The sequence below is a fragment of the Streptomyces rishiriensis genome (assembly GCF_030815485.1).
GTDB classification, from domain to species: Bacteria; Actinomycetota; Actinomycetes; order Streptomycetales; family Streptomycetaceae; genus Streptomyces; species Streptomyces rishiriensis_A.
Window position 1 is genome coordinate 8381656 of record NZ_JAUSWV010000002.1, and the last position, 21993, is coordinate 8403648.

Here is a 21993-nt window from a genome sequence, read left to right on the forward strand (position 1 = left end):
CCGTGTTCGTCGTGAAATGAGACCGGAATGGTATTCGAACCGATCGCCGTCGTCGGCCGGGGGTGCGTGTTCCCCGACGCCCTCGACCCCGACGCGTTCTGGGACAACATCGCCGCACGCCGGTGCAGCCTGGCCCCGGTCCCGGACGGTCGGTGGCGGTTGCCGCACAGATGGGCGACGGGCACCGTCGACGACCACCTCGACCGTACGTGGACCGATGTCGGCGGCTACGTACGGGACTTCGAGTCGGTCTTCGATCCCACCGGGTTCCGCGTCGCCCCCGAGGAGATCCTCGGTCTGGACCCGCTGTTCCACTGGGTTCTGTACGGCGCCAGGCAGGCGCTGCGGGAGGCCGGACACGACGGGGCGTCGGCCCGCGCGGGACTGGTGCTGGGCAACCTGTCCTATCCGACGAGTGCGGGTTCCGTCTTCGCCGAGCACGTATGGCTGTCCGAGCGGGCACCGTCGCTGCTGTCCGCCATGGGGCGGGCCAGGCCCGACGCGCGCAACCGCTTCTCCGCGGGGCTTCCAGCGCAGTTCGCGGCCAGAGCGCTCGGCCTCGGCGCGGGCGCCTTCGCGCTCGACGCGGCCTGCGCCTCCTCCCTGTATGCGATCAAGCTGGCCTGTGACCGCCTGCACGACGGGACGGCGGACGTCATGGTCGCCGGCGGGGTCAACCGGGCCGACAACCTGCTTCTGCACGTGGGGTTCTGCAGCCTGTCCGCAGTGAGCCGCACCAGCCGCAGTCGGCCCTTCCACCGGGAGGCCGACGGACTGCTCGCCGGCGAGGGCGCCGGGTTCGTCGCGCTGATGCGCCTGCGTGACGCGCTCGCACAGCGTTCGCCGGTACTCGGAGTCATCCGGGGGATCGGGCTGTCCAACGACGGGCGCGGCAGGGGCCTGCTGAGCCCCGCCCAGGAGGGGCAGGAGCGTGCGATGCGTCTGGCTTACGCCATGGCGGGCGTCGCACCGCGGACCGTCTCCCTCGTCGAATGCCACGCGACGGGGACTCCGGTCGGAGACGTGGTGGAAGTCCGGGGTATGGCACGGGTTTTCGCGGACAGTGCCGACGTACCCATCGGCTCGGTGAAATCCAACGTCGGTCACCTGCTGGCCTCGGCCGGAGCCGGAGGACTGCTCAAGGTGCTCGGTGCGATGCGGGCGGGCGTCCGTCCCGCCACGCTCGGCGCAGAGGACTCGCTGACCGAACTGCACGGCACACCGCTGCGAGTGCTCAGCGAGTCCGAGCCGTGGTCCGGGCGTCGCCGGGCGGCGGTGAGCGCCTTCGGGTTCGGCGGCACCAACGCCCACCTGATCGTCGACGCCTGGGACGGTACGGACGGCGCCACAGTGGCGGTTCCCGGCATCCCGCGCCCACCGGGTACGCCGCTTGCGATCGTGGCGCTCGGCGCCCGCGTCGGCGAAGGAGCCGACACACAGGACTTCTGCCGTGCGGTGCTCAACGGCCGGCGGAGCGGGCCGGCCTCGAAGATCGAGGTGGCCCTGCCGGGTCTGCGCATGCCGCCGCTGGCGGTCCAGCAGGCACTGCCCCAGCAGATCCTGATGCTCGAAGCCGCAAGGGAAGCGGTGCGGAACATCCGCCTGCCGCGTGAGCGCACCATGGTGGTCGTCGGGACGGAGGCGGACACGCAGAACTCCCGTGCCGGCGCGCGCTGGCGAGCCCCTTCCTGGCTGGAGGAAGCCGGGAAGGCGATCGGCCCGGACCTGGTCGAGCGCGTCCGTGACGCCTTCTCGGCGCCGATGGATGCGGAGCGGGTCGTCGGCACGTTGCCGAACCTCGTGGCCAACCGGATCAACACCCAGCTCGATCTCGCCGGACCCGGCTACACCGTGTCCGCCGGGGAGGCCTCCGGTCTGGTCGCCCTCGGCCTCGCGGCGCGTGCGATCAGAGCCATGGAGGTCGACGCGGCGCTGGTCGGCGCCGTCGACCTCTCCTGCGAGGCGGTCCACCAGGCAGCCCTGCGCGAGCTCGGACGGGAGACCGTCACCGGGGACGCCGCTGTCGTGGTCGTACTGAAACGTCTCGCCGACGCCCGCAGGGATGGCGACACCGTTCTCGCCCTCCTCGACGAGGAACCCGCCGACGGGCCGGACGTGGTCCTCGGGAACGGCCTCGACGCCGGATTCGACCCGGCCGACCTCTTCGGCCGCGCCCACGCCGCCCAGGGGCTGCTGGCGGTCGCGGCCGCGGTGACCGCTCTGCGGCACCGCGCGCTCCCGCGGAGGGGAGGTCCCGCCGACGCCCATCCGGGTCTGCGTACCGCGCACGTCGTCATGTCGCCGCTGGACGGACCTCCGGTGCGGGTGCCCGTGAGGGCTGCCGACACCGAGCCGTGGGCGGACGGACCGGCGCCACGACTGCACGTGTACTCCGGCGTCGACCGGCAAACGGTCCTTGCCGCGCTGGAGGCGGGCACCGAGTCCCGCGAAGGACCCGCCAGGCTGGTCCTCGTGTCGGACGGCGATCCCCGAGCGCACCGGGATGCCGTGCGCCGCTGGCTCGCCGAGGGCGGGGTCAAGCCACCTGGTGCGGCGTATCGCGATGCGCCGGTGCCGGGCGAGGTCGCCTTCGTGTTCACCAACGGGTCGGCCGCCTACCCGGGCATGGGCCGTGAGGTCCTGCTGGCCCTTCCCTCACTCGGCGACGCGGTCGCGGCCACGTACGGAAACGCCGTCAGGCGGCCGACGGCCGTTTCCGCGCCGACGGTACTCGACCAGATCTGGGGAGCCGCCCAACTGGCCGCCGTACACGTGGAGTTGAGTCAGAAGCTGCTCGGCCTGCGGCCGGACGCCGCCATCGGCTACTCTTCCGGAGAGTCGGCCGCCCTGGTCGCCCTCGGAGCGTGGAGGGACGTCGCGGCCCTGTACCAGGACACCTGGGACAGCGGCCTGTTCACCAGTGAACTCACCGGCGAACTGCGAGGGGTGCGCCGTGCCTGGGAACGCCTCGGCGTCGATGGTGATCGCTGGTCGAGCTACCTGGTCACGGCGCCTCTTGAGCGGGTTCACGCGGCACTGGCGGACGAACGCGCCGTCCATCTGATGGCGGTCAACGCCCCCGACGTGTGCGTGGTCGGCGGCGAATCACAGGCGTGCGCAGCCGTCATGGCGCGTCTCGGCACCGCCTGTGCCATGCCGATCGCATACGACCTGGCCGCCCACGCTCCCGAACTGTCCGAGGTCCGCGACCGCTGGTGGAACCTCCATCACCGTCCCACCAGCGCCGTGCCCGGGGTGCGGTTCTACAGCGGTGCCACCACGCGCTGGTACACCCCGACGGCCGCGCGTGCCGCCGACGCCGTGACGGCGCAGGGCCTGGGCACGATCGACTTCGCGGGGACCGTCGAACAGGCATGGGCCGACGGAGTCCGCGTCTTCGTCGAGCACGGGCCGCGCAGCCTGTGCACCGGGTGGATCAAGCGGATCCTCGGCCCTCGCGAGCACGTGGCCGTCGCACTCGACGCCCAGGACAGGGGGCTGCGGCAGCTGACTCTCGCCGTGGCCGAACTCGTCGCCGCCGGCGTACCCGTACGCGCCGAAGCACTCTTCGGGCACCTGCGAGCCGCAGCACCGGCAGGGACCGAGGACGTCCCCGCCCTCACCGTTCCCGCCCACTGGGAGATCACCTTGCCGTCGCTCGAGCAACCCGCGGTGACCATGCCGAGGGCCCCTCGCCTGGCACCGGTCCCGACCCGACCGGCCGCCGGACCTGTCGCCGCCGACCTCGTCGCCACCGCGGTCGGCACCGAGCCGCAGGTGACGGACGCGCGTACGCTCGTCGCCCGGCAGATCCACCGCGTGACCGAGCTGCACCAGGACGTGCTCGCCCGACACGTCCAGGTGCACCAGAGGTTCCTGCGAGCCAGGGCCCAGCTCAGCGCCGCACTCGTCCACGCGGCGGCGGGGGCCGCGCCCTCGCCGCCGACACCGATCGTGCCTCCGCCCGCCGTTCCTTTGCCCCCCGTCCCTTTGCCCGCTCCCGTCGACAAGGGGCGGCTCAGCCCCCTGCCAGAACCGGTGTTCGACCGGCTCCAGCTGGAACACCTCGCCTCACACCCGGTCTCGACCCTGTTCGGTCCCAAGTTCGCCGCGCAGGACGGGTACGAGGTGCAGACCAGGATGCCCGGACCGCCGATGCTGCTCACCGACCGGGTCACCGGCATCGACGCCGTCCCGGCGGCCCTGGCCGACCTCGGGCCGGAACACGCGACCGGCACGATCCGGACCGAGACCGACGTCCGCCTCGACAGCTGGTACCTCGACTCCACCGGCCGCATGCCGGCCGGCCTGGTGATCGAGGCGGGCCAGGCGGACCTGCTGCTGATCAGCTGGCTCGGAATCGACCTGCTCAACCGTGGCGAACGGGCCTACCGGCTGCTCGGCTGCGAACTGACCCACCATGGCAGCCGGCCCCGGGCGGGAGAGACGCTGCGATACGAGATCCACATCGACCGGCACGCCGAACACGGCGGCGTCCGCCTCTTCTTCTTCCACTACGACTGCTACGCCGACGGCGAACTGCGGCTGAGCGTCCGCGACGGACAAGCGGGCTTCTTCACGAAGGCCGAGCTCGACCACAGCGACGGCGTGCGCTGGGATCCCGCCGACTCCCCACCGGCCGCGGACGTCCCGCTCGACCCGCCGGCGGTGCGCTGCACGCGGCCGTCCTTCACCGCCGAACAGGTGCTGGCCTTCGCCGGCGGCCGTCCGGCGGACTGCTTCGGCGCCGGGTGGGACATCACCAGGTCACATGTGCGCTCACCCCGGTTGGACGAAGGCCGCCTGCTGCTTCTGCACGAGGTCACCGAGTTCGACCCGGCGGGTGGCCCGTGGGGGCGCGGCTATCTCCGTGCCGAGACACCCGTCTCACCGGACGACTGGTTCTTCGAGGGCCACTTCGACCACGACCCGTGCATGCCGGGAACCCTGATGCTCCAGGCGGGCCTGCAGGCGATGGCCTTCCACCTGGCAGCCCTCGGCTTCACCGTGGCCAGGGACGGGTGGCGCTTCGAGCCGGCCACCGAGCGGAGCTACACCGTCCAGTGCCGTGGGCAGGTCACCCCGGCCAGCGAGCGGGTCGTGTACGAGGTGTTCGTGCACGGCGTCTCAGCCGGCCCGGAGCCGACCCTGTACGCCGACATCCTGGGCACCGTCGACGGGGTCAAGGCGTTCCACGCCCACAACGTCGCCCTCCGGTTGGTGCCGGACTGGCCCCTGTCGCACTGGCGGCAGCTCGGCGGCCACAGGGAGCAGACCAGCGGAACTCCGGTGCCGCTCGCCTCACTCGGCGGACTCGTCGGTCATCGCGAGTCCAAGGCGGTGGTGGAATATGAAGGGTTCGCCTTCGACTACGCGGCATTGCTGTCGTGCGCGTGGGGACGACCGAGTGAGGCGTTCGGCAGCGCTGCCCGTCTCTTCGACGGCACGCGCAGGATCGCGCGGCTGCCCGGGCCGCCCTACCACTTCATGACCCGCGTCGTCTCCGTGGACGGGCCGCAGCGCGGCATGCGCCAGGGGAGCCGGGTGGTCGCCGAGTACGACGTGCCCGACGAAGTGTGGTACTTCGAGCAGAACGGCGACCAGGTGATGCCGTTCGCCGTGCTCATGGAGATCGCGTTGCAGCCGTGCGGATGGCTCGCCGCCTACGTCGGCTGCCCTCTGACGGCCGACATCGACCTGCTCTTCCGCAACCTCGACGGGACGGGAACGATCACCGGCGAGGTCACGCCGAAGACCCGGATCGTGCGTACCGAAGCGGAACTGACCACGATCTCACGGACCGGCGAGATGATCATCGTGTCGTTCGCGGTCCGGTGCTCCGCCGACGGCCAAGACGTCTTCACCCTGTCCACGGTGTTCGGGTTCTTCCCGCCCTCGGCCTTCGATCATCAGATCGGACTGCCCGTGTCGGAGACCGATCGGGCCGCGCTGGAGGAGCCCTGCGCGCGCACGGTCGATCTCACGACGAGTCCCGCCCGCTACTTCGCCGGTACGCCCAGGCTGCCCGGCCCGATGCTGCTGATGCTCGACCGGATCACCGGTTACTGGCCGGACGGCGGCAGCGCGGGACTGGGGCGGCTGCGGTCGGAGAAGGACGTCGATGCGGGGGAGTGGTTCTTCAAGGCCCACTTCTTCCAGGATCCGGTCCAGCCGGGCTCACTGGGGATCGAGGCCATGTGCCAGTTGCTCCAGTTCTATCTGATCGAGCGGGGGCTCACCGATGACGTGCCGTATCCCCGGTTCGAACCCGTCATGCTCGATCACGAGGTGATCTGGAAGTACCGCGGGCAGATCACCCCCGATAACCGCCTCATCAGGATCGATCTGGAGATCCTGGAGGTCGCCGAGGATTCCCGTGGGCGCCACGCGATCGCCGAGGCCCGGCTGTGGGGGGACGACATGTGCCTCTACCACGCCCGCGGACTCGGCGTCCGGGTCGTACCCGGGCACGGCCCGTCCGGCGCGGAGGCGACGGAGGAGACGCTCGATCCTGCGGTCGAGACGTGGACGGGTGACCACTGCCCGACCTGGACGATCCCCGCGCTGCCGATGATGTCGGTCGTCGACCGGCTCGCTCAGGCCGCGGCGGACCACGCCGGCCAGAAAGTGGTCGCCGTGCGTGACGTTCAGCTCCGGCGCTGGATTCCGCTCGCCGGGCCCGTCCGGTTGCGGACGGAGGTGGCACCGGCGGAGGCGGGACTCGAAGTCAGGCTGCTCATGTGGCGCGAGGCGGCGACGCCCGCGCTGTCCCGGTTCGAGGAAGTGGCCAGGGGCACCGTGCTGGTGGGCGCCTGGCCGGAGCACCGTCCCGAACGGTTCGCCCCGATGCCGGACGCCGTGGCGCAGCCGGACCCGTACGCGTCGGCCGAACTGTTCCACGGGCCGGCGTTCCAGTACCTGACCTCGCTGGCCATCGGAGCGACCGGGTCCTCCGGTGTGGCCGAGGTAGCCCGAGGCACGGTGCCGAGAGGATGCCTGCATCAGGGACTCCTGGACGCGCTCCTCCAGGTGATCCCGTCCGGCAGCCTCTGGCGGTGGTCTTCGCAGATCGGTGACGACGTCGTCGGCTATCCCTTCCGCCTGGTCTCGCTGGAGCTGTTCGAAGCTCTGCCGGAGACGGGCGAGACCGAGATCGAGGCCCGCTTCGGCGGGTTCGTCACCGAGGAGGCGAGCCCCGGCCCCATGTCGGCGGTCGACATCCAGCTGTGCGTGGACGGGCGGGTCGCCGCCGCGCTGCGGCTGATCAACGTCCTGCTGCCCGTGGGCCCGCTCTCCCGCGCCTCGCTCGTCGAACGCCGGGACTTCCTCGTCCGCCGTCGCGCCACGGCGGGGGTGGGTCTGTGCAGAAGCGTCGACGGGGTGACGGAACTCCTCGCGGACGAGGTCGACGAAGTGGACTGGCTCAGGGGGACAGTCGCGTACGCCATGGGCCTGCCGCCCGGCTCCCGGGGGCGGGACCATCTGGAGGCTGTCGCCGTCAAGGACCACGTCGGCCGGCTGACCGGAGTGCACCCGTGCGACATCGAGGTGAGCGAGGACCTGCGGTCCGCCCGCACCGCCTCCGGGAACGAACACCCCGTCGAGGTCGTCCGCACCGGCGACAGGGTGACTGTGCGCTGCGGGGGTGAGCGATGACCTCGGGCCGCGAGGGCCTCGGCGCCAGGCGACCCAAGGGCGCCGAGCGGCTGGTGCACCTGGGGTCCCGGTGGCGGTACGCGTTTCTCGCGCTGACCGTACTCGTGACGGTCGGTCTGGCCTTTGCCGGCCTCGGTGTGTTCGGCCGGCTCACCGGTGGCGGATGGACTCCTGCCGACGCGGAGTCCGCACGGGCGGACGCGGTGCTGCGGGAGCACTTCCACTCCGGCAGCCCCGACCTGGTTCTCCTCGTTCGCGCGCCCCGGTCCGTCGACGAGCCGCGGGCGGCAGCCGCCGGCCAACGTCTGACGGAACGCCTTCGTACCGACTCACGTGTTCAGCACCTCGACTCGTACTGGCCGCGGCGCGACCCCTCACTGGTGTCCCGGGACCGCCGGACCGCGCTCGTCAGCCTTCGACTCCTCGGCGGGGAACGCGAAGCGACGCGCACCGCTGAGAGCATCCGCCGTGCCGTCACGGGCAGCACGGGGCCGCTGACGACGTCCGTCGCCGGCCGCGCGGTGGCCAACCGAGAACTCGAGGCGCAGAGTCAGCAGGACCTCGTACGAGCGGAACTGATTGCCGCCCCGCTCGTCCTGCTGATCCTCGTCCTGATCTTCGGCAATGTCCTGAGCGCTCTGCTCGCGCTCTTCGCCGGCGGCATCGCTGTGGTGGGCACGCTGGCACTGCTGCGCGTTCTCACCGAGTTCACACAGGTGTCCGTCTTCGCGGTCAACCTCACCACGGCGCTGGGCTTCGCGCTCGCCATCGACTACGGCCTGTTCCTCATCACCCGCCATCGAGAGGAACTGGCAGCCGGACGCGACGTCGGGCAGGCCGTTCTCGTCAGCCTGCGCACCGCGGGCCGGACCGTCTTCTTCTCCGCATTGACGGTCACGCTGTCGATGGCGGCGCTGCTGGTCTTCCCGCTGCACTTCCTGCGCTCGCTGGCCTACGCGGGGATGAGTGTGGCGGCCCTGGCCGGACTGACCGCCGTGCTCGTCCTGCCGGTGTGCCTGCTCGTCGCCGGTCACCGGGTCGGCCACCGGCGCGGCGCGGCATCGTCGGCCGGAGCAGCCGCCGACAGTGCCGGCACCTGGCGCGGACGTGGCTTCTTCTACCGCACCGCCCGGACCGTCATGCGCCGTCCTCTCGTCACCGTCGTCCTGGTGGTTCCGGCGCTGCTGTGTCTCGCCAGTCCCTTCCAGCGCGTCGAGTTCGGCCTCTCGGACGACCGCGCGCTGTCCGCTTCGTCACCCGTGCACCGGGCCACCGACGTGATGCGCGACGACTTCGACACGCAGGCGACGGACATGGCGAGCATCGTGCTGCCCGGCCTGACGAATGCGTCGTCGCCGGATCTGGCCGACTACGCCCGGAGGGTGTCACTGACGCCGCATGTGCTCAGGGTGGACACCGTGACGGGTTCCTACACCGCAGGAGTGCGGCAGGCGCCACCCACGCCGATGTCCGCCCGTTTCTCCGGTCTCAGCGGCAGTTGGCTCTCGGTCGTCACCGACGCTGAGCCCTACTCCGCCGAAGGCGGTCGGCTCGTCGGCGCGCTGCGGGCGTTGTCCGCCCCGGTACCCGCCCTCGTGGGTGGGGACGCGGCGGCACTCGTGGACACCCGAGCCGTCGTCGGTGACCGGCTCGGACGGGCCGCCGCGATCATCGTGCTCGTCATCTTCACCCTGCTGTTCCTTTTCACCGGCAGTGTCCTCGTCCCGGTGAAGGCCGTGGTACTCAACATGCTCAGTCTCACCGCCACGTTCGGAGCCGTCGTCTACCTGTTCCAGGAGGGTCATCTGCGGTGGCTGGTCGGCGACTTCGTGGTCACCGGCACCACGGACACGCTCCTGCCCGTCCTCATGTTCTGTGTCACCTTCGGAGTCTCGATGGACTACGAGATGTTCCTGCTGTCCAGGATCATGGAGGAGCACCGCCGTACGGGCGACACCACCACCGCCGTGGCCGTCGGTCTCGAGGAGACCGGCCGGCTGTTCACTGCCGCGGCCCTGGTCATCGCCATCACCATGGCGGCGATGGCCACCTCCCACCTCACTCCGCTGAAGCTCCTGGGCGTGGGGCTCACTCTCGCGGTCGTCCTGGACGCGACGCTGGTGAGGATGCTCCTGGTTCCGGCGATCATGAAGATGGCGGGGAGGGCGAACTGGTGGTGCCCGGGGCCCCTGCGTCACGTGCACGCCAAAGTCGGCTTCACCGAGGCCGAATCGAAAGCAGCGGCCTGAACGCCGCTCTCCCAGAAGCCGAGCACTTCCCCCGCCACTGTGCGTCGTCGGGCCGGCGGACGTCGCGTGTGCCCGGGAGGCGGGCGCCCACACCGCACAGCCGTCTGTCCTCGACCACAGGAGTGCGCCATGTCCACGTTTCGCCGTCGAACCGTCCTCGGGTTGGCGGCCCGAGGCACGCTGGCCGGACTCAGCGCCGCGAGTTGGGCCCATCTCGGGGGTCGTGCGGCGGCGTCGCAGGCATCACGAACGCGGTTTCGCGCTGTCGTGATCGGTTCGGGATTCGGTGGCTCGGTCGCCGCCCTGCGTCTCGGCCAGGCCGGTGTGGACACCGTCGTGCTCGAACGCGGCCGGGAATGGCCCACAGCCCCGGACAGACCCGTCTTCGGTTCGGCCCACGGCATCACGGACACGATGTTCTGGTTCCGCGACACCGCGTGTTGGCCGGCCATGCTCCCTGTGCCCATCGCTCGCACCCCGGGGGTGATGGAGGTCTCGCGGGAACGGCATCTGGACATCGCCTGCGGGGCGGCAGTCGGCGGAGGATCTGTGGTCTACACCGGAGTCACCCTGGCCCCGCCCAGGCGCTACTTCGAGGCGCTGTATCCCTCCGGGCTGGCATACGAGGAATTCACGCAGACCTGGTTCCCCAAAGTCCGCGCCATGCTGGGAGCCGACCGGATGCCGCGGGACGTGTACAACTCGGCCCCCTTCACCCATTCGCGTCTGTGGGACCGCCAGATGGGCAAGGCGCACATGCCCTGCTTCCCTCTCGACTCGGCCTTCGACTGGAATGTCGTCCGGGACGAACTCTCCGGCCGGGCAGCGCTGTCGGCCACCGTCGGCGACTCGGATTTCGGCTGCGGAAACGGCGCCAAGAAGTCGCTCACGCGCAACTACCTGCCGGCCGCACTCGCCACCGGACATGTGCAGCTGCGGCCGTTGCACGAGGTGCGGTCCATCAGCCGCGGCGCCCACGGCCGCTATCGCGTCGTGGTCCGTCGACTCGGTCTGAACGGCGCGATTCTCGGCACCACCGAGTTCTCCTGTGATCTGCTGTTCGTCGCCGCGGGCACACTGAACACCAATCGTCTGCTCGTCGCTGCCCGCGAACGGGGCGAGCTTCCGGACCTGCCCGACAGCGTGGGGAGCGGATTCGGCGACAACGGCGATCAGTTCAATCTCCGCTCGCAGCCCCTGAGCCCCATCGGCCCCTGCCAAGGCTCACCCAGCGCTTCCGGCGCCTTCCTCCACCACGAGTTCGAGCTGCCGCTGCTCACCGAGAGCTGGGTCCTGCCCGGCTATGCGGCTGCTCCCGCCACGGTCACCCTTGCCATGACCGTCGATACCGACCACCGTGGAACGTTCCGTTTCCAACCGGAGTCCGGCCAGGTGGTGCTGTCCGACTGGACCCGGGAGAAGTCCGCAGCCGGGGCCCGGGCCACCCTCGCGTACGGCTCTCGCGTCGTGGAGGCCAATCCCGGCAGCCTCCCCGTCACGCTCAACAACTCCCGCACGCTGACCGCGCATCCCCTGGGCGGATGCGTCATCGGCAGGGCGACCGACCTGGAAGGACGGGTCAAGGGCAACCCGGGACTTTACGTCGTCGACGGCTCACTCATCCCGGGAAACGTCGGTGGCGCCAACCCTTCACTCACCATCACTGCCCTGGCGGAGAGGGCGATGTCCCGGATCATCGCCGCAGGTGGTTGAGGTCTCGCCCGGCGGCTGCGGACGGTGGTGGCCCAAGACACGCCGACGTGACGGCCGTTGTCCGCCAACCACCCCGGCACAAGGTGGCGACCACCGCGACGTGGCCCACCTCTGACCCGCACTTGCCGACACACCGATCGTGGTTGACCCACTGTGGCCTGCACCGGGTTCCTGGGCCGATGCCCGGCCTTCGAATCCAAGCGTGAACGACGACGCGTTGCTTAGGACGGGCAGTACGTCCACGGGATGGGCTGCGTTTCGCCGAGCACGGCTTCGTCGCACTCGAACGCTATCCGTTGCGCGAGGGCGACACTCCCGGACGACCGGCATCGGCTCTGCACACGTAGGGACGCCACGAACAGGGTGTGGCGCGGCGGGCGCGGGAGTCGGCAGACATCACCGACCTCTGGCGTAGCAGGTCCGGGGTACCGGACCCTCGCGCGTGACGGCGGGAGGACCTGGGGGTTCTGCCGGGTGGCGTAGTGGTGTGACGAGATGGGTTTGGGGGCGTTCGGGTGGTTGGTCGCCGGTCCTGCAACTGGCGAGCGGGCAAACGGCCTCCTGGACACCAAGCGAACGCCGAATGCTGGAGGTTGCATGCAGGAGTGGGAGTACTCGCCGACCGCCGTGACGTTGCCCGAGCTGGTCCTGGACCCTTACCGCTGCGGTTTCGACGCGCATACGACTCTGAGCGGGGCGGAGACGGGGGAGCAGTGGGGGGACGAGGACTGGCGCGTGCCACCCCAGGCGCGGGCGGTGGCCGAGGAGGAGGCGCCGTGGCCTGCTCCCGGCCCGAGCCGGCGGATGCCCCTGGCGATGGCTCCGGCCGACCGGCGCCGTCTGGAACTGCACGCGGCACTCATCCGAACGGGAGTCGCGCCCGCGCCAGGAGACCTGCACGCCGTGGAGGTGTTGAGTGCCCTCGACGACACCGTCAACGAGGCCGTCCGGCGCTGGATCGCCGCGCGCTGAGTTCGCCGCCTTGCCGACGGCTGCTCCTCAGCCGCGACGGCCGGCCGTCACCACAGCGGGGTTCGTCGCTGACGCTGCACACCGTGAGGGTGAGTGAGCGCCTCATCCCCTACGCGCATCCGCGCATGAGAGGGCGGCGCGGGCCTGACAAGGCCACGCGCCGCCCGTGTGTCCGTCATTCGGGGAGCCCGAGGAGATTGAGGTGCCTCGGCCTCCGGCGGGCGGCTGTGTCAGCGCAGTCCGGCGAAGAGGTCGTTCTCGGGCAGGGCCGCGCCGGTGGTGTCCTGGACACGTACGAAGGTCTCGACGCCCATCAAGTCGGTGAACCTCTCCCGGCCCATCATGAGGAAGAAGATGTTCTCTCCCTGGCTGGCGTGGGCGGCCAGCGCATCGAACTTCTGGCCGCCGAACGCGGTGGTGTCCACCCAGGTGGTGATCTCCTCGTCGGGAAGCCCGATCTCGGCCATCGCGGCGGCCTCAGCGGGATCGGGCTCCTGCCCGGGCGCACCGAACTCCCGCATGATCTCCCCGAACCGCTGCATCATCGAGCGGGGCGCCGTCGTCCAGTACACCTTCGGCGTCAGCGCCGTCATCGTCAGCGCCGCCATCGTGATGCGGTTGGCCTGGATGTGGTCGGGGTGGCCATAGAAGCCGTTCTCGTCATAGGTGACGACCACATCGGGCTGGTAATGCCGCATGAGTTCGGCAAGTCGGGCAGCGCCCTTCTCCACGGGTGTCTGCCAGAAGGATCCGGGGGCGTCATTGGTGGGCCAGCCCATCATCCCGGAGTCGGCGTAGTCCAGCATCTCCAGATGACTGATCTTCAGGACTTCGCAGCTCGCCTTGAGTTCCTGACGCCTCGTCGAGGCGACGGCCGCCGGATCGTGTCCTGGATCACCCGGCTTGACACCCCCCGGTCCGTCACCGCACCCACCATCGGTACACGTCACAAGAACCGTGCGAATGCCCTCCGCCGCGTACCGGGCGAGGACACCTCCCGTTCCGGTGGCCTCATCGTCGGGGTGGGCGTGTACCGCCATGAGCGTCAAGGGCCGGTCATTCATAAAACAGTCCTCCTGTGCGAAAGGCGTCGGTCCGAGTCCGCAGCGGGCGGATGAGCCGTCGCCCCTCGATAGCGGATAGCGGATGACCGGGCGTACCGCGGAGCCGAGGGCCCCGGGTTGTGCGGGACGGCCTCTTCGTCCTGTGTTCCCTGCCCGCACTGCGCCGGTCGGTCTTCAGCCGGTGCAACAATGCCGACCGGACCGGCTGTTCCCGCCACCCCACCGGAAGCCCCCTGGACCTCGGCCTCCGCGGGAGCGCCTGGCTCGCCGGTAAGGGGGACACGGCAAACATCCCGGCGCGGCCCGTGGACTGCCGATGGCCGATGAGGCGAGGGGCCCGCGGCCGCTCGGAGATGCGGACCACGGGCACGGCTTCCTCGAGAAGGTGTCCATCCACACCGTTGCCGGCCACGGACGGATCAACGAGGCCGCTGAGGGGGCCTACCGGTTGAGAAGGTAAGTGGTTGTGCCTGCCGTACTGGCGGCGGCGAGCAGCAGGGTCGCGCATGCGGCGTGCCGCTTCAGCAGGGTGTGGCGCAGATCGGCGTAGCGCGCCTCGTATTCCGCGCGCAGCCGGTGGGCTCGGTCAGCGGTGATCTGCAGGGCCTGCCTGGTCAGCCCGAGGCGCTGCTCGATGTAGTGGCGTGCCAGGTCCTCGGCCTGTGCCGTCGTGAGCCAGGGCATCCGGGAACACAGCGTCCGGGCTTCGTGCTGCGCCTGGTCCCGCTCGGCCTGGAGGAGGAGATAGCCCTCCACCTCGTTGGCCAGCCTGGCCCCCGTCCGGTCCACCGGGCCGGGGGACCGGTCGGAGATCACGTCGGGTCGCCTTTGCGGTCGGTGGCGTCGACGGCGTCACGCCTGCCGTCGTTCTCCTGTTGCTCGATTTCGGCGAGGTCCGGGTGATGGAGGTCGAAGGCGGGGGATTCGGAGCGGATGCGGGGCAGGGTGACGAAGTTGTGGCGGGGCGGGGGACAGGAGGTGGCCCATTCCAGGGAGCGGCCGTAACCCCAGGGGTCGTCGACCTCGACCCGCTGTCCGAATTTGGCGGTCTTCCACACGTTGTAGAGGAAGGGAAGGGTGGACAGCCCCAGCAGGAAGGCGCCGATGGAGGAGAACGTGTTGAGGGCGGTGAAGCCGTCGGCGGCCAGGTAGTCGGCGTAGCGGCGCGGCATGCCCTCGGCGCCGAGCCAGTGCTGGACGAGGAAGGTCATGTGGAAGCCGACGAAGAGGGTCCAGAAGTGGATCTTCTCCAGGCGGTGGTCGAGCATGGTGCCGGTCATCTTCGGCCACCAGAAGCTGAATCCGCCGAACATCGCGAACACGATCGTGCCGAACAGTACGTAGTGGAAGTGGGCCACGACGAAGTAGCTGTCGGTGACGTGGAAATCCATCGGCGGCGAGGCGAGCAGGACGCCGGTCAGGCCGCCGAAGAGGAACGTCACGAGGAAGCCGGCCGCCCAGAGCATGGGTGGCTCGAAGGAGATCGAGCCCTTCCACATCGTCCCGATCCAGTTGAAGAACTTCACGCCGGTCGGCACGGCGATGAGGAAGCTCATGAAGGAGAAGAACGGCAACAGCACGGCACCGGTGGCGAACATGTGGTGCGCCCACACGGTCACGGACAGGCCGGTGATGCTGATGGTGGCGCCGACCAGCCCCATGTAGCCGAAGATCGGCTTACGGGAGAACACCGGAATGATCTCGGTGATCACGCCGAAGAAGGGCAGCGCGAGGATGTAGACCTCGGGGTGTCCGAAGAACCAGAACAGGTGCTGCCACAGGACCGCCCCGCCGTTCTCCGGGTCGAAGATGTGCGCCCCGAATTTCCGGTCCGCCTCCAGGGCGAACAGGGCGGCCGCCAGCACCGGGAAAGCCAGCAGTACCAGCACCGAGGTGAGCAGGACGTTCCAGGTGAAGATCGGCATCCGGAACATGGTCATGCCGGGGGCGCGCATGCAGATGATCGTGGTGATGAAGTTGACCGCGCCGAGGATGGTGCCGAAGCCGGCCAGCGCCAGGCCCATGATCCACAGATCACCGCCGAGATAGGCGGTGCGCTCACCGCCGCTGAGGGGCGTGTAGGCGGTCCAGCCGAAGTCGGCGGCGCCCTGCGGAGTGAGGAAGCTGCTCAGCACGATCAGGCCGCCGAAGGCGAACAGCCAGTACGAGAACATGTTCAGCCGGGGGAAGGCGACGTCGGGGGAGCCGATCTGCAGCGGCATGATCGCGTTGGCGAAACCGGCGAACGTCGGCGTCGCGAACAGCAGCAGCATGATCGTGCCGTGCATCGTGAACGACTGGTTGTACTGCTCCTGTGACAGGAACTGCAGTCCGGGCCTGGCCAGCTCCGCCCGGATCGCCATCGCCAGCGCCCCGCCGACCAGGAAGAAGGCGAACGAGGTCATCAGGTAGAGGTGACCGATCTTCTTGTGGTCGGTCGTGGTCAGCCAGGAGACGATCATTCGGCCCCTGCTGCGCCTCCCTTTGACCGGCACCAACGTGACCGGTGCGGTTTCAGCAGTCATCGAGTCCCTTATCCGTGGAAGTGCGGCATTCAGGTATCAAGGTTCCGTAAACTCACGGGCATCGCACGCTGACGCGCTGTGAGGTACGGAGCGCATCCTGTGTAACCAGATGCCGCAGGCGTACACCTCGCGTGCGCAAGCCCGCCGACGGACGGGTTGTCCGACGAACGGAACACGCGGCATCGGGCAAGGTTCGAACACGCGGCGTCAGGCGGCGTCCGGCAAGGTCCTCCGAGGCTGCCGGTGGGCCACCACATGTGGCCTCATGCCTTGCCTGCCGCGCCGTCGCCTTCGCGGCTGTCCGCTCTGCCCCCGGAGACGCCGCCGCCCGCACAGGTCGCTGGCCCGCCCGCCCCGGCGGTGACGCCCGTACCAGGTCGCTCAGCCGCGGTCTCTGGTCGTCGCCTGCGCGTTGTGATCGCGGTGCCCTTCGGTCCGCTTCAACAGCAGAAGCGAGAGGAGGGCCAGGAGTACGTAGATGCCGCCGATCACCATGTCGACGATCTGGGCGCCGTCGAAAACAGCGGTTTTCTGCAGGCTCAGCACGTAGGGCGACGCGGCCAGCCAGGCGCCGGCCACCAGCACGAGGAGATCGGAGCGGGCGCCGGGGTATCGCATGAAGCGGGTGATGGCGATCAAGAAGACGACGATGGCGACACCGAGCTCGTTTCGATGGGCGTCCTTGGCTGTGTCGGCTTCACCCACGATCCAGGGCGCGACCATCAACGCGATGGAGAACAGCGCGAGCAGCAGGGTGATGATCTCCTGACGCACGGCCTTCTGCAGCGCGATCGGGTCGGGCGGTGAGGACTGGATGGAAGCGTAGAAGGAGGTGTTCTGTGTCATCGCAGGGCTCCTGGTGATCTCAGCGGTCAGGCCGCCGCCGGGCAGCCATCCGTGCCAGGACGAGCGCGGCTGCGGCTGCGGCGACGCCCCCGACGAGGAGAGCGGCGCGGCGCCCGGCCGCACCGGTGGCGGGCAGGAGGTCGCGTACCCGGTCGAAGGCGCTGAGCGGGAGGCCGCTCAGCGCGTTGCCGGGAGGGCGTCGCGACACGCGGGGGTGAGGGTGGGTGGGCGCGGTGGCCCGTACCGCTTCCCAGGCGGCGCCGATGCGTTGCAGTTGCCGGTCGCTTTGCGTGTCGCGCAGGCAGGGCAGGAGTTCGTCCTCCTCGTCGCGGATGTCCTGCGAGATCAGCGCGAACGCCTGCCGGATCCACTCGTCACGACGGTCATCCTGCGGTGAGTGCTCGATCCGCGCGACGAGTTCGTTGATGGCCTGGTGTTCCTGCTCCACGCGCGCCGTGAGGGCTTCGCCGTCGGCACAGACGCGGCGCAGCAGGGGCCACAGGACGGTCTCCTCGGCGAAGGCGTGGCTGAAGACCAGTTGCACGATGTCCTGCCACAGATCGTCCAGTTCCCTGGTCGTGCCCTGGCCGCGGAGGTAGCGGTTCATCATCGCGTCGAGGTCGGCGTGGTCCCGGCGCTGACGCAACAGGATGCTGCCCTGCCCCCCGAGCACAGCAGCATCCTGCCCGGTGATCGATACCGTCATCCCGATCCGTCTCCCGAAGGCGCGCCTTGCTCCACGTCACCGGCGTCCGACTCCTCCTGCTGAGCCGAAGCCTCTTCTTCCTCCGGAGGTACGTCCTTCTCGCCGGTGACCTGCTCCAGCGGGTGGGACAGTTCGTCGTCGTGTGGGCTGGACATATCGGCTCCTCTCGCGGGTGCATGCCGAGTCCCCCTGCGCCGGTTTTCCACGCTCCCGCCGTCCACTGAATTGCACGCGGGCAGCGGTGCCCGCCCAGGGCTTTGAGTTCTCCGTCGGGCCGCGGTCGCTCCTGTCCTTCGGGATTGCGGAGAGAAGTGCCGGTACGGGTACGCGGGCGCCGCCGGAAACCCGGCGCGCTTCCTGGTCTCGCCACCGGCGGGGTCGCCGCGCCGCGTCGCCGTCAGAGGGCTCGGATGTGGGACAAGGCTCGGAAGCGGGACATCGGCTGCGATGCCGGCGTACGGGTGCTGCCACGCCGGGTACCGCCTCCACCCCACCACCCGGCCGCGCGGGAGCGGTGCGGCCGACTGCGGCCCTGCTCGCCGGGGTGGTCACCGGATCGGCGCTGTGGGTGGTCGACGCCCATGTCGCTTACGGAGGCCTCGCGCGGCGGCTGTCCGACGCCGGTGGGGCGGCGCTACCACGAGCGGGTGTTTACGGCGTGCGGGTGAGGCTAGTCGGTCGGTGGGCCCCTGTCCCTCGCCGGCTGCTCGAAAGGCCGACAGCCGTGAGACGGGCTGCTCGACCCCCCAACGTGAAAGGAGTCGTCATGACTGTTCCCGAGGAGAACCGGCCGAAGACCGCGTCGACGGATGACGTCCTCACCGACAAGGAGGCCGTCGAGACCGACACGCCCGGTACGGTCGGCACCGGTCGGACGGTCAAGGAAGCGTTCGAGGAGGCGGGAGTGACCCCGGAGGACTTCGAGGAGAAGTGACCGGCGCGGAACCGGCGGCGGCATGGCGCAGCGGACGCCCGACCGAGGCGCCCTGTGGTCGGCCGCACACCCCGACAGCTCAGAGGCAGGACTGACCATGACGAACCACAAGGGGAACTCTCACCCCGAGCGGCAGGCGGAGCAGGCCGCGCAGGAGGCCCGGAAGGCCGAGGAGGAACGCGCGCAAGCCCAGCCGTTCAGCTACCCGTACCCGGAGCGCCGCGCGAACGTCCGGGCCACCCGCCACATCACCCGGGAGGAAGCCGACGCCGACGTCACACCGGGCGTGCCGGGCGGCTACGGCAGCACCGGGGGCGGTCAGGCGGGCGGGAGCGCGGGAATCAACCCCGACCGTGAGGGCACGCTGGACCCGGCCGCGTACGCGGACACGATCGGCGGCGGAGAGGTCGGTACCGGCACCGACCAGGACTGAGACCAGGACTGAGTGTCCTGGGCCGGGCCAAGGCGCGTCGAGGGCCGTCCTGCTGAACGAACAGCGGGACGGCCCTCGACACGCGTGAGGCGGGCGGCGTCGACGCGCCCATGCGGGCGCAGGACGGCCTGTCGGACGGCGGCCGACGGTTGGGTTGCGGCCCGAGCTGCGGCCGCGCTCTGAGACGGTGGGGACCTCGTCGTAAGGAATCCTGGTCAGTCCGACCACGACTACCTGCACGGAGCCGTCGATGGCGATGGCGATGACAGACCCGGGTCCGGGCGCACTGTGCGGCTACGCGGGGCCGGGTTCGGTGCCGGCAACGTAGACGGTGTTGGTCGAGGTGCCGCCTTGCAGCGGGTTGTCGAAGTCGACCACGTGGGCCGCTGATTGCGGGAAAACCTCTGCGAGTGCGGAGGCGAACTGCTTGTCCGGCGGGTCGTTCGACCACAGGGCGAAGACCCCGCCGGGGTGGAGGTGCCCGGCGAGAGCACGGAGCCCGGCAGGCTGGTAGAGCGCCGCGTGGCGCGGGTGGAGCACATGGCGCGGCGAATGGTCGACATCCAGCAGAACGGCGTGGAAGCGGCGGCCCGGCTCTCCCGGGTCCAGACCGCGCGGATCGGCCGCCAGCGCGAAGAAGTCGCCTTGAACCAGGCGGCACCGGGCGTCCGAAGTCAGCCGGGCGCCGAGAGGGACCAGGCCCCGTTGATGCCAGTCGATGACTTCGGCGAGCGTTTCGATCACCGTCAGCGAACGCACCCGGGGGTCGTCCAGCACAGCCCCGGCGGTGTAACCGAGTCCGAGTCCGCCGACGGCGATGTCCATCTCGGTGCGGGACAGTTTCGCCAGTCCGAGTTCCGCGAGCGCGATCTCCCCGGCTGTGAAGAGGCTGGACATCAAGAACTCGTCGCCGAGCTTCACCTCGTACACATCGGTGTCCGACGCCGGGTCGCGTCGGCGGCGCAGGCTGATGTCGCCCATCGCTGTCGGGCGCCAGTCGATCTCCTCGAAACGCGCGCTCATCCGTTTTCCTTTCTGGGCACCGTCGTACCGGAAATCGGTGCCTGGAACGTCGTTCCCCCGCCGGTGTGGGATGCAGGCGCCGAACCGTCCCCGCCCTGCCGGTGGGCAGGGCAGGGGAAGGGAGGGGCCGCTCCGGTCAGGCGTCGATGATCACGGGGATGATGAGCGGCCTGCGGCGGTGGGTACGGAAGGCCCAGTTCGCGACGGCACGGGCGATGAGCTGCTCCAGCTGGTGTGCGTCGCCGACGCCTTCCCGGGCTGCGGTCGCCAGAGTCTTCTCGATGACAGGGATGACCGATTCGAAGGTGGTGTCGTCGTGCACGAAGCCGCGGGCCAGGAAGTCGGGTGTCTCGGCAAGGGCGCCCGTGTCGGCATCGACGATGGCCACCACGGTGACCACGCCTTCCTCCGCGAGGGTGACGCGGTCCTTCAGGGACGCCTCGGTGGCGCCGCCGACCTCCATGCCGTCCACGTAGACGTTGCCCGCGGGCACCTTGCCGGTGATCGACGCACGTCCGTCCACGAGGTCGACGACGACGCCGTCCTCGGCGATGACCACCCGCTCCGGATCGACCCCCGTACGGATGGCCAGGTCGGCGTTGGCCCGCAGGTGGCGCCATTCGCCGTGGACGGGCATGACGTTGCGCGGCTTGACGATGTTGTAGCAGTACACGAGTTCACCGGCGCTGGCGTGCCCGGAGACGTGCACCTTGGCGTTGCCCTTGTGGACGACGTGGGCGCCCCACCTGGTCAGCCCGTTGATCACCCGGTAGATGGCGTTCTCGTTGCCGGGGATGAGGGAGCTGGCGAGCAGGACGGTGTCGCCCTTGCCGATGCGGATCATGTGGTCCCGGGTGGCCATCCGTGACAGTGCGGCCATCGGCTCGCCCTGGGATCCGGTGCACACCAGGGTGATCTTGTGGTCCGCCAGCTTCTCCAGTTCCTTGGTGCTCACGACCAGGCCGCTGGGGACCTTCAGATACCCCAGATCGCGGGCGATGCCCATGTTGCGGACCATGGAGCGGCCCACGAAGGCGACCTTGCGGCCGTGCTGGTGCGCGGCGTCCAGGACCTGCTGGATGCGGTGCACATGGCTGGCGAAACTGGAGACGATCACCCGGCGGGGGGCGGTGCGCATCACCTGTTCGATCGCCGGGTTCAGGTCGCGTTCGGAGGTGGTGAAACCAGGGACCTCGGCGTTGGTGGAGTCGGTGAGGAAGAGATCGACGCCTTCCTCACCGAGGCGGGCGAAGGCGCGCAGGTCGGTGATGCGATCGTCCAGCGGGAATTGGTCCATCTTGAAGTCACCGGTGTGCAGCACCAGCCCGGCCGGGGTGCGGATCGCGACCGCGAGACTGTCCGGGATGGAGTGGTTGACCGCCACGAATTCGCAGTTGAAGGGGCCGAAACCGCGACGGTCGCCTTCACGTACCCGCACCGCGCGCGGCCGGATTCCGTGCTCTTTGAGCTTGGCCTCCAGGAACGCCAGTGTCAGCTTCGAGCCCACGACCGGAATGTCGGAGCGCTCACGCAGCAGATACGGCACGCCACCGATGTGGTCCTCGTGGCCGTGGGTGAGCACCACGGCCACGATGTCGTCCAGGCGATCACGGATGGAGGTGAAGTCCGGCAGGATCACGTCCACGCCGGGCTGGGTCTCTTCGGGGAACAGCACGCCGCAGTCGACGATGAGCAGCTTGCCGGCGTGCTCGAAGACGGTCATGTTGCGGCCGATCTCACCGAGGCCGCCCAGGGCGACGACCCTCAGCCCTCCTTCGGGCAGGGGAGGGGCGGCTTTCAGTTCAGGATGCGGATGACTCATATTCCGACGTTACCGGAGAGGCTGCCGAGTTGATCCACTGGCTGCCCGAC

At 69.8% G+C, this 21993-nt stretch carries 14 protein-coding genes; 6 read left to right on the forward strand and 8 right to left on the reverse strand.

The window, feature by feature from the left end; all coding sequences use genetic code 11:
- The first annotated feature begins 27 nt into the window (after positions 1-27).
- The 4 genes from QF030_RS39475 to QF030_RS39490 all read left to right on the forward strand — a co-directional run bounded on the left by QF030_RS39475 (position 28) and on the right by QF030_RS39490 (position 12590).
- Positions 28-7656 carry a beta-ketoacyl synthase N-terminal-like domain-containing protein gene (locus QF030_RS39475; protein WP_307167374.1) on the forward strand — a complete coding sequence of 2543 codons (7629 nt, stop codon included), beginning with the start codon at positions 28-30 and terminating at the stop codon, positions 7654-7656.
- The gene (locus QF030_RS39480; protein ID WP_307167375.1) at positions 7653-9905 is read left to right on the forward strand and encodes an MMPL family transporter; all 2253 of its coding nucleotides are present in this window, start codon (positions 7653-7655) and stop codon (positions 9903-9905) included. The genes QF030_RS39475 and QF030_RS39480 overlap by 4 nt, the downstream gene beginning before the upstream one ends.
- A 267-nt stretch (positions 9906-10172) precedes the next feature.
- Positions 10173-11618 (forward strand): GMC oxidoreductase, encoded by a 1446-nt coding sequence (locus QF030_RS39485; RefSeq protein WP_307167376.1) that lies wholly within the window; start codon positions 10173-10175, stop codon positions 11616-11618.
- Between the two features lie 597 nt (positions 11619-12215).
- The gene (locus QF030_RS39490; RefSeq protein ID WP_307167377.1) at positions 12216-12590 is read left to right on the forward strand and encodes a hypothetical protein; all 375 of its coding nucleotides are present in this window, start codon (positions 12216-12218) and stop codon (positions 12588-12590) included.
- 230 nt (positions 12591-12820) lie between these two features.
- On the opposite strand, the gene QF030_RS39495 is transcribed toward QF030_RS39490, so the two are convergent.
- The 6 genes from QF030_RS39495 to QF030_RS39520 form a co-directional block, all read right to left on the reverse strand.
- Complete coding sequence (locus QF030_RS39495) at positions 12821-13654, reverse strand: PIG-L family deacetylase (RefSeq protein ID WP_307167378.1); 834 nt, start codon at positions 13652-13654, stop codon at positions 12821-12823.
- A 441-nt stretch (positions 13655-14095) separates the two neighbouring features.
- Positions 14096-14470 carry a hypothetical protein gene (locus QF030_RS39500; protein ID WP_307167379.1) on the reverse strand — a complete coding sequence of 125 codons (375 nt, stop codon included), beginning with the start codon at positions 14468-14470 and terminating at the stop codon, positions 14096-14098.
- Complete coding sequence (ctaD, locus tag QF030_RS39505; RefSeq protein ID WP_444875796.1) at positions 14467-16179, reverse strand: aa3-type cytochrome oxidase subunit I; 1713 nt, start codon at positions 16177-16179, stop codon at positions 14467-14469. The genes QF030_RS39500 and ctaD overlap by 4 nt, the downstream gene beginning before the upstream one ends.
- Positions 16180-16560: 381 nt before the next feature.
- Entirely contained in the window at positions 16561-17025 is a 465-nt protein-coding gene (locus QF030_RS39510; protein WP_307167381.1) for an SPW repeat domain-containing protein, read from the reverse strand.
- A gap of 19 nt (positions 17026-17044) precedes the next feature.
- A complete protein-coding gene (locus tag QF030_RS39515) occupies positions 17045-17731 on the reverse strand; it encodes a hemerythrin domain-containing protein (RefSeq protein WP_307167382.1) in 687 nt (228 codons plus the stop codon).
- Positions 17728-17886, reverse strand: coding sequence for a hypothetical protein (locus QF030_RS39520; protein ID WP_307167383.1), 159 nt, complete (start codon positions 17884-17886; stop codon positions 17728-17730). The genes QF030_RS39515 and QF030_RS39520 overlap by 4 nt, the downstream gene beginning before the upstream one ends.
- A gap of 611 nt (positions 17887-18497) precedes the next feature.
- Here QF030_RS39520 and QF030_RS39525 point away from each other — a divergent pair.
- Both QF030_RS39525 and QF030_RS39530 read left to right on the forward strand, forming a co-directional pair.
- Positions 18498-18665: a hypothetical protein gene (locus tag QF030_RS39525; RefSeq protein WP_307167384.1), complete on the forward strand. Its 168-nt coding sequence runs from the start codon at positions 18498-18500 to the stop codon at positions 18663-18665.
- A gap of 97 nt (positions 18666-18762) precedes the next feature.
- The gene (locus QF030_RS39530) at positions 18763-19098 is read left to right on the forward strand and encodes a hypothetical protein (protein WP_307167385.1); all 336 of its coding nucleotides are present in this window, start codon (positions 18763-18765) and stop codon (positions 19096-19098) included.
- Positions 19099-19392: 294 nt separating this feature from the next.
- Here the strand turns inward: QF030_RS39530 and QF030_RS39535 are convergent, their stop codons facing one another.
- Positions 19393-20121: a spermidine synthase gene (locus QF030_RS39535; protein ID WP_307167386.1), complete on the reverse strand. Its 729-nt coding sequence runs from the start codon at positions 20119-20121 to the stop codon at positions 19393-19395.
- 136 nt (positions 20122-20257) lie between these two features.
- Positions 20258-21943: a ribonuclease J gene (locus QF030_RS39540; protein ID WP_307167387.1), complete on the reverse strand. Its 1686-nt coding sequence runs from the start codon at positions 21941-21943 to the stop codon at positions 20258-20260.
- Between the last annotated feature and the right edge of the window lie 50 nt (positions 21944-21993).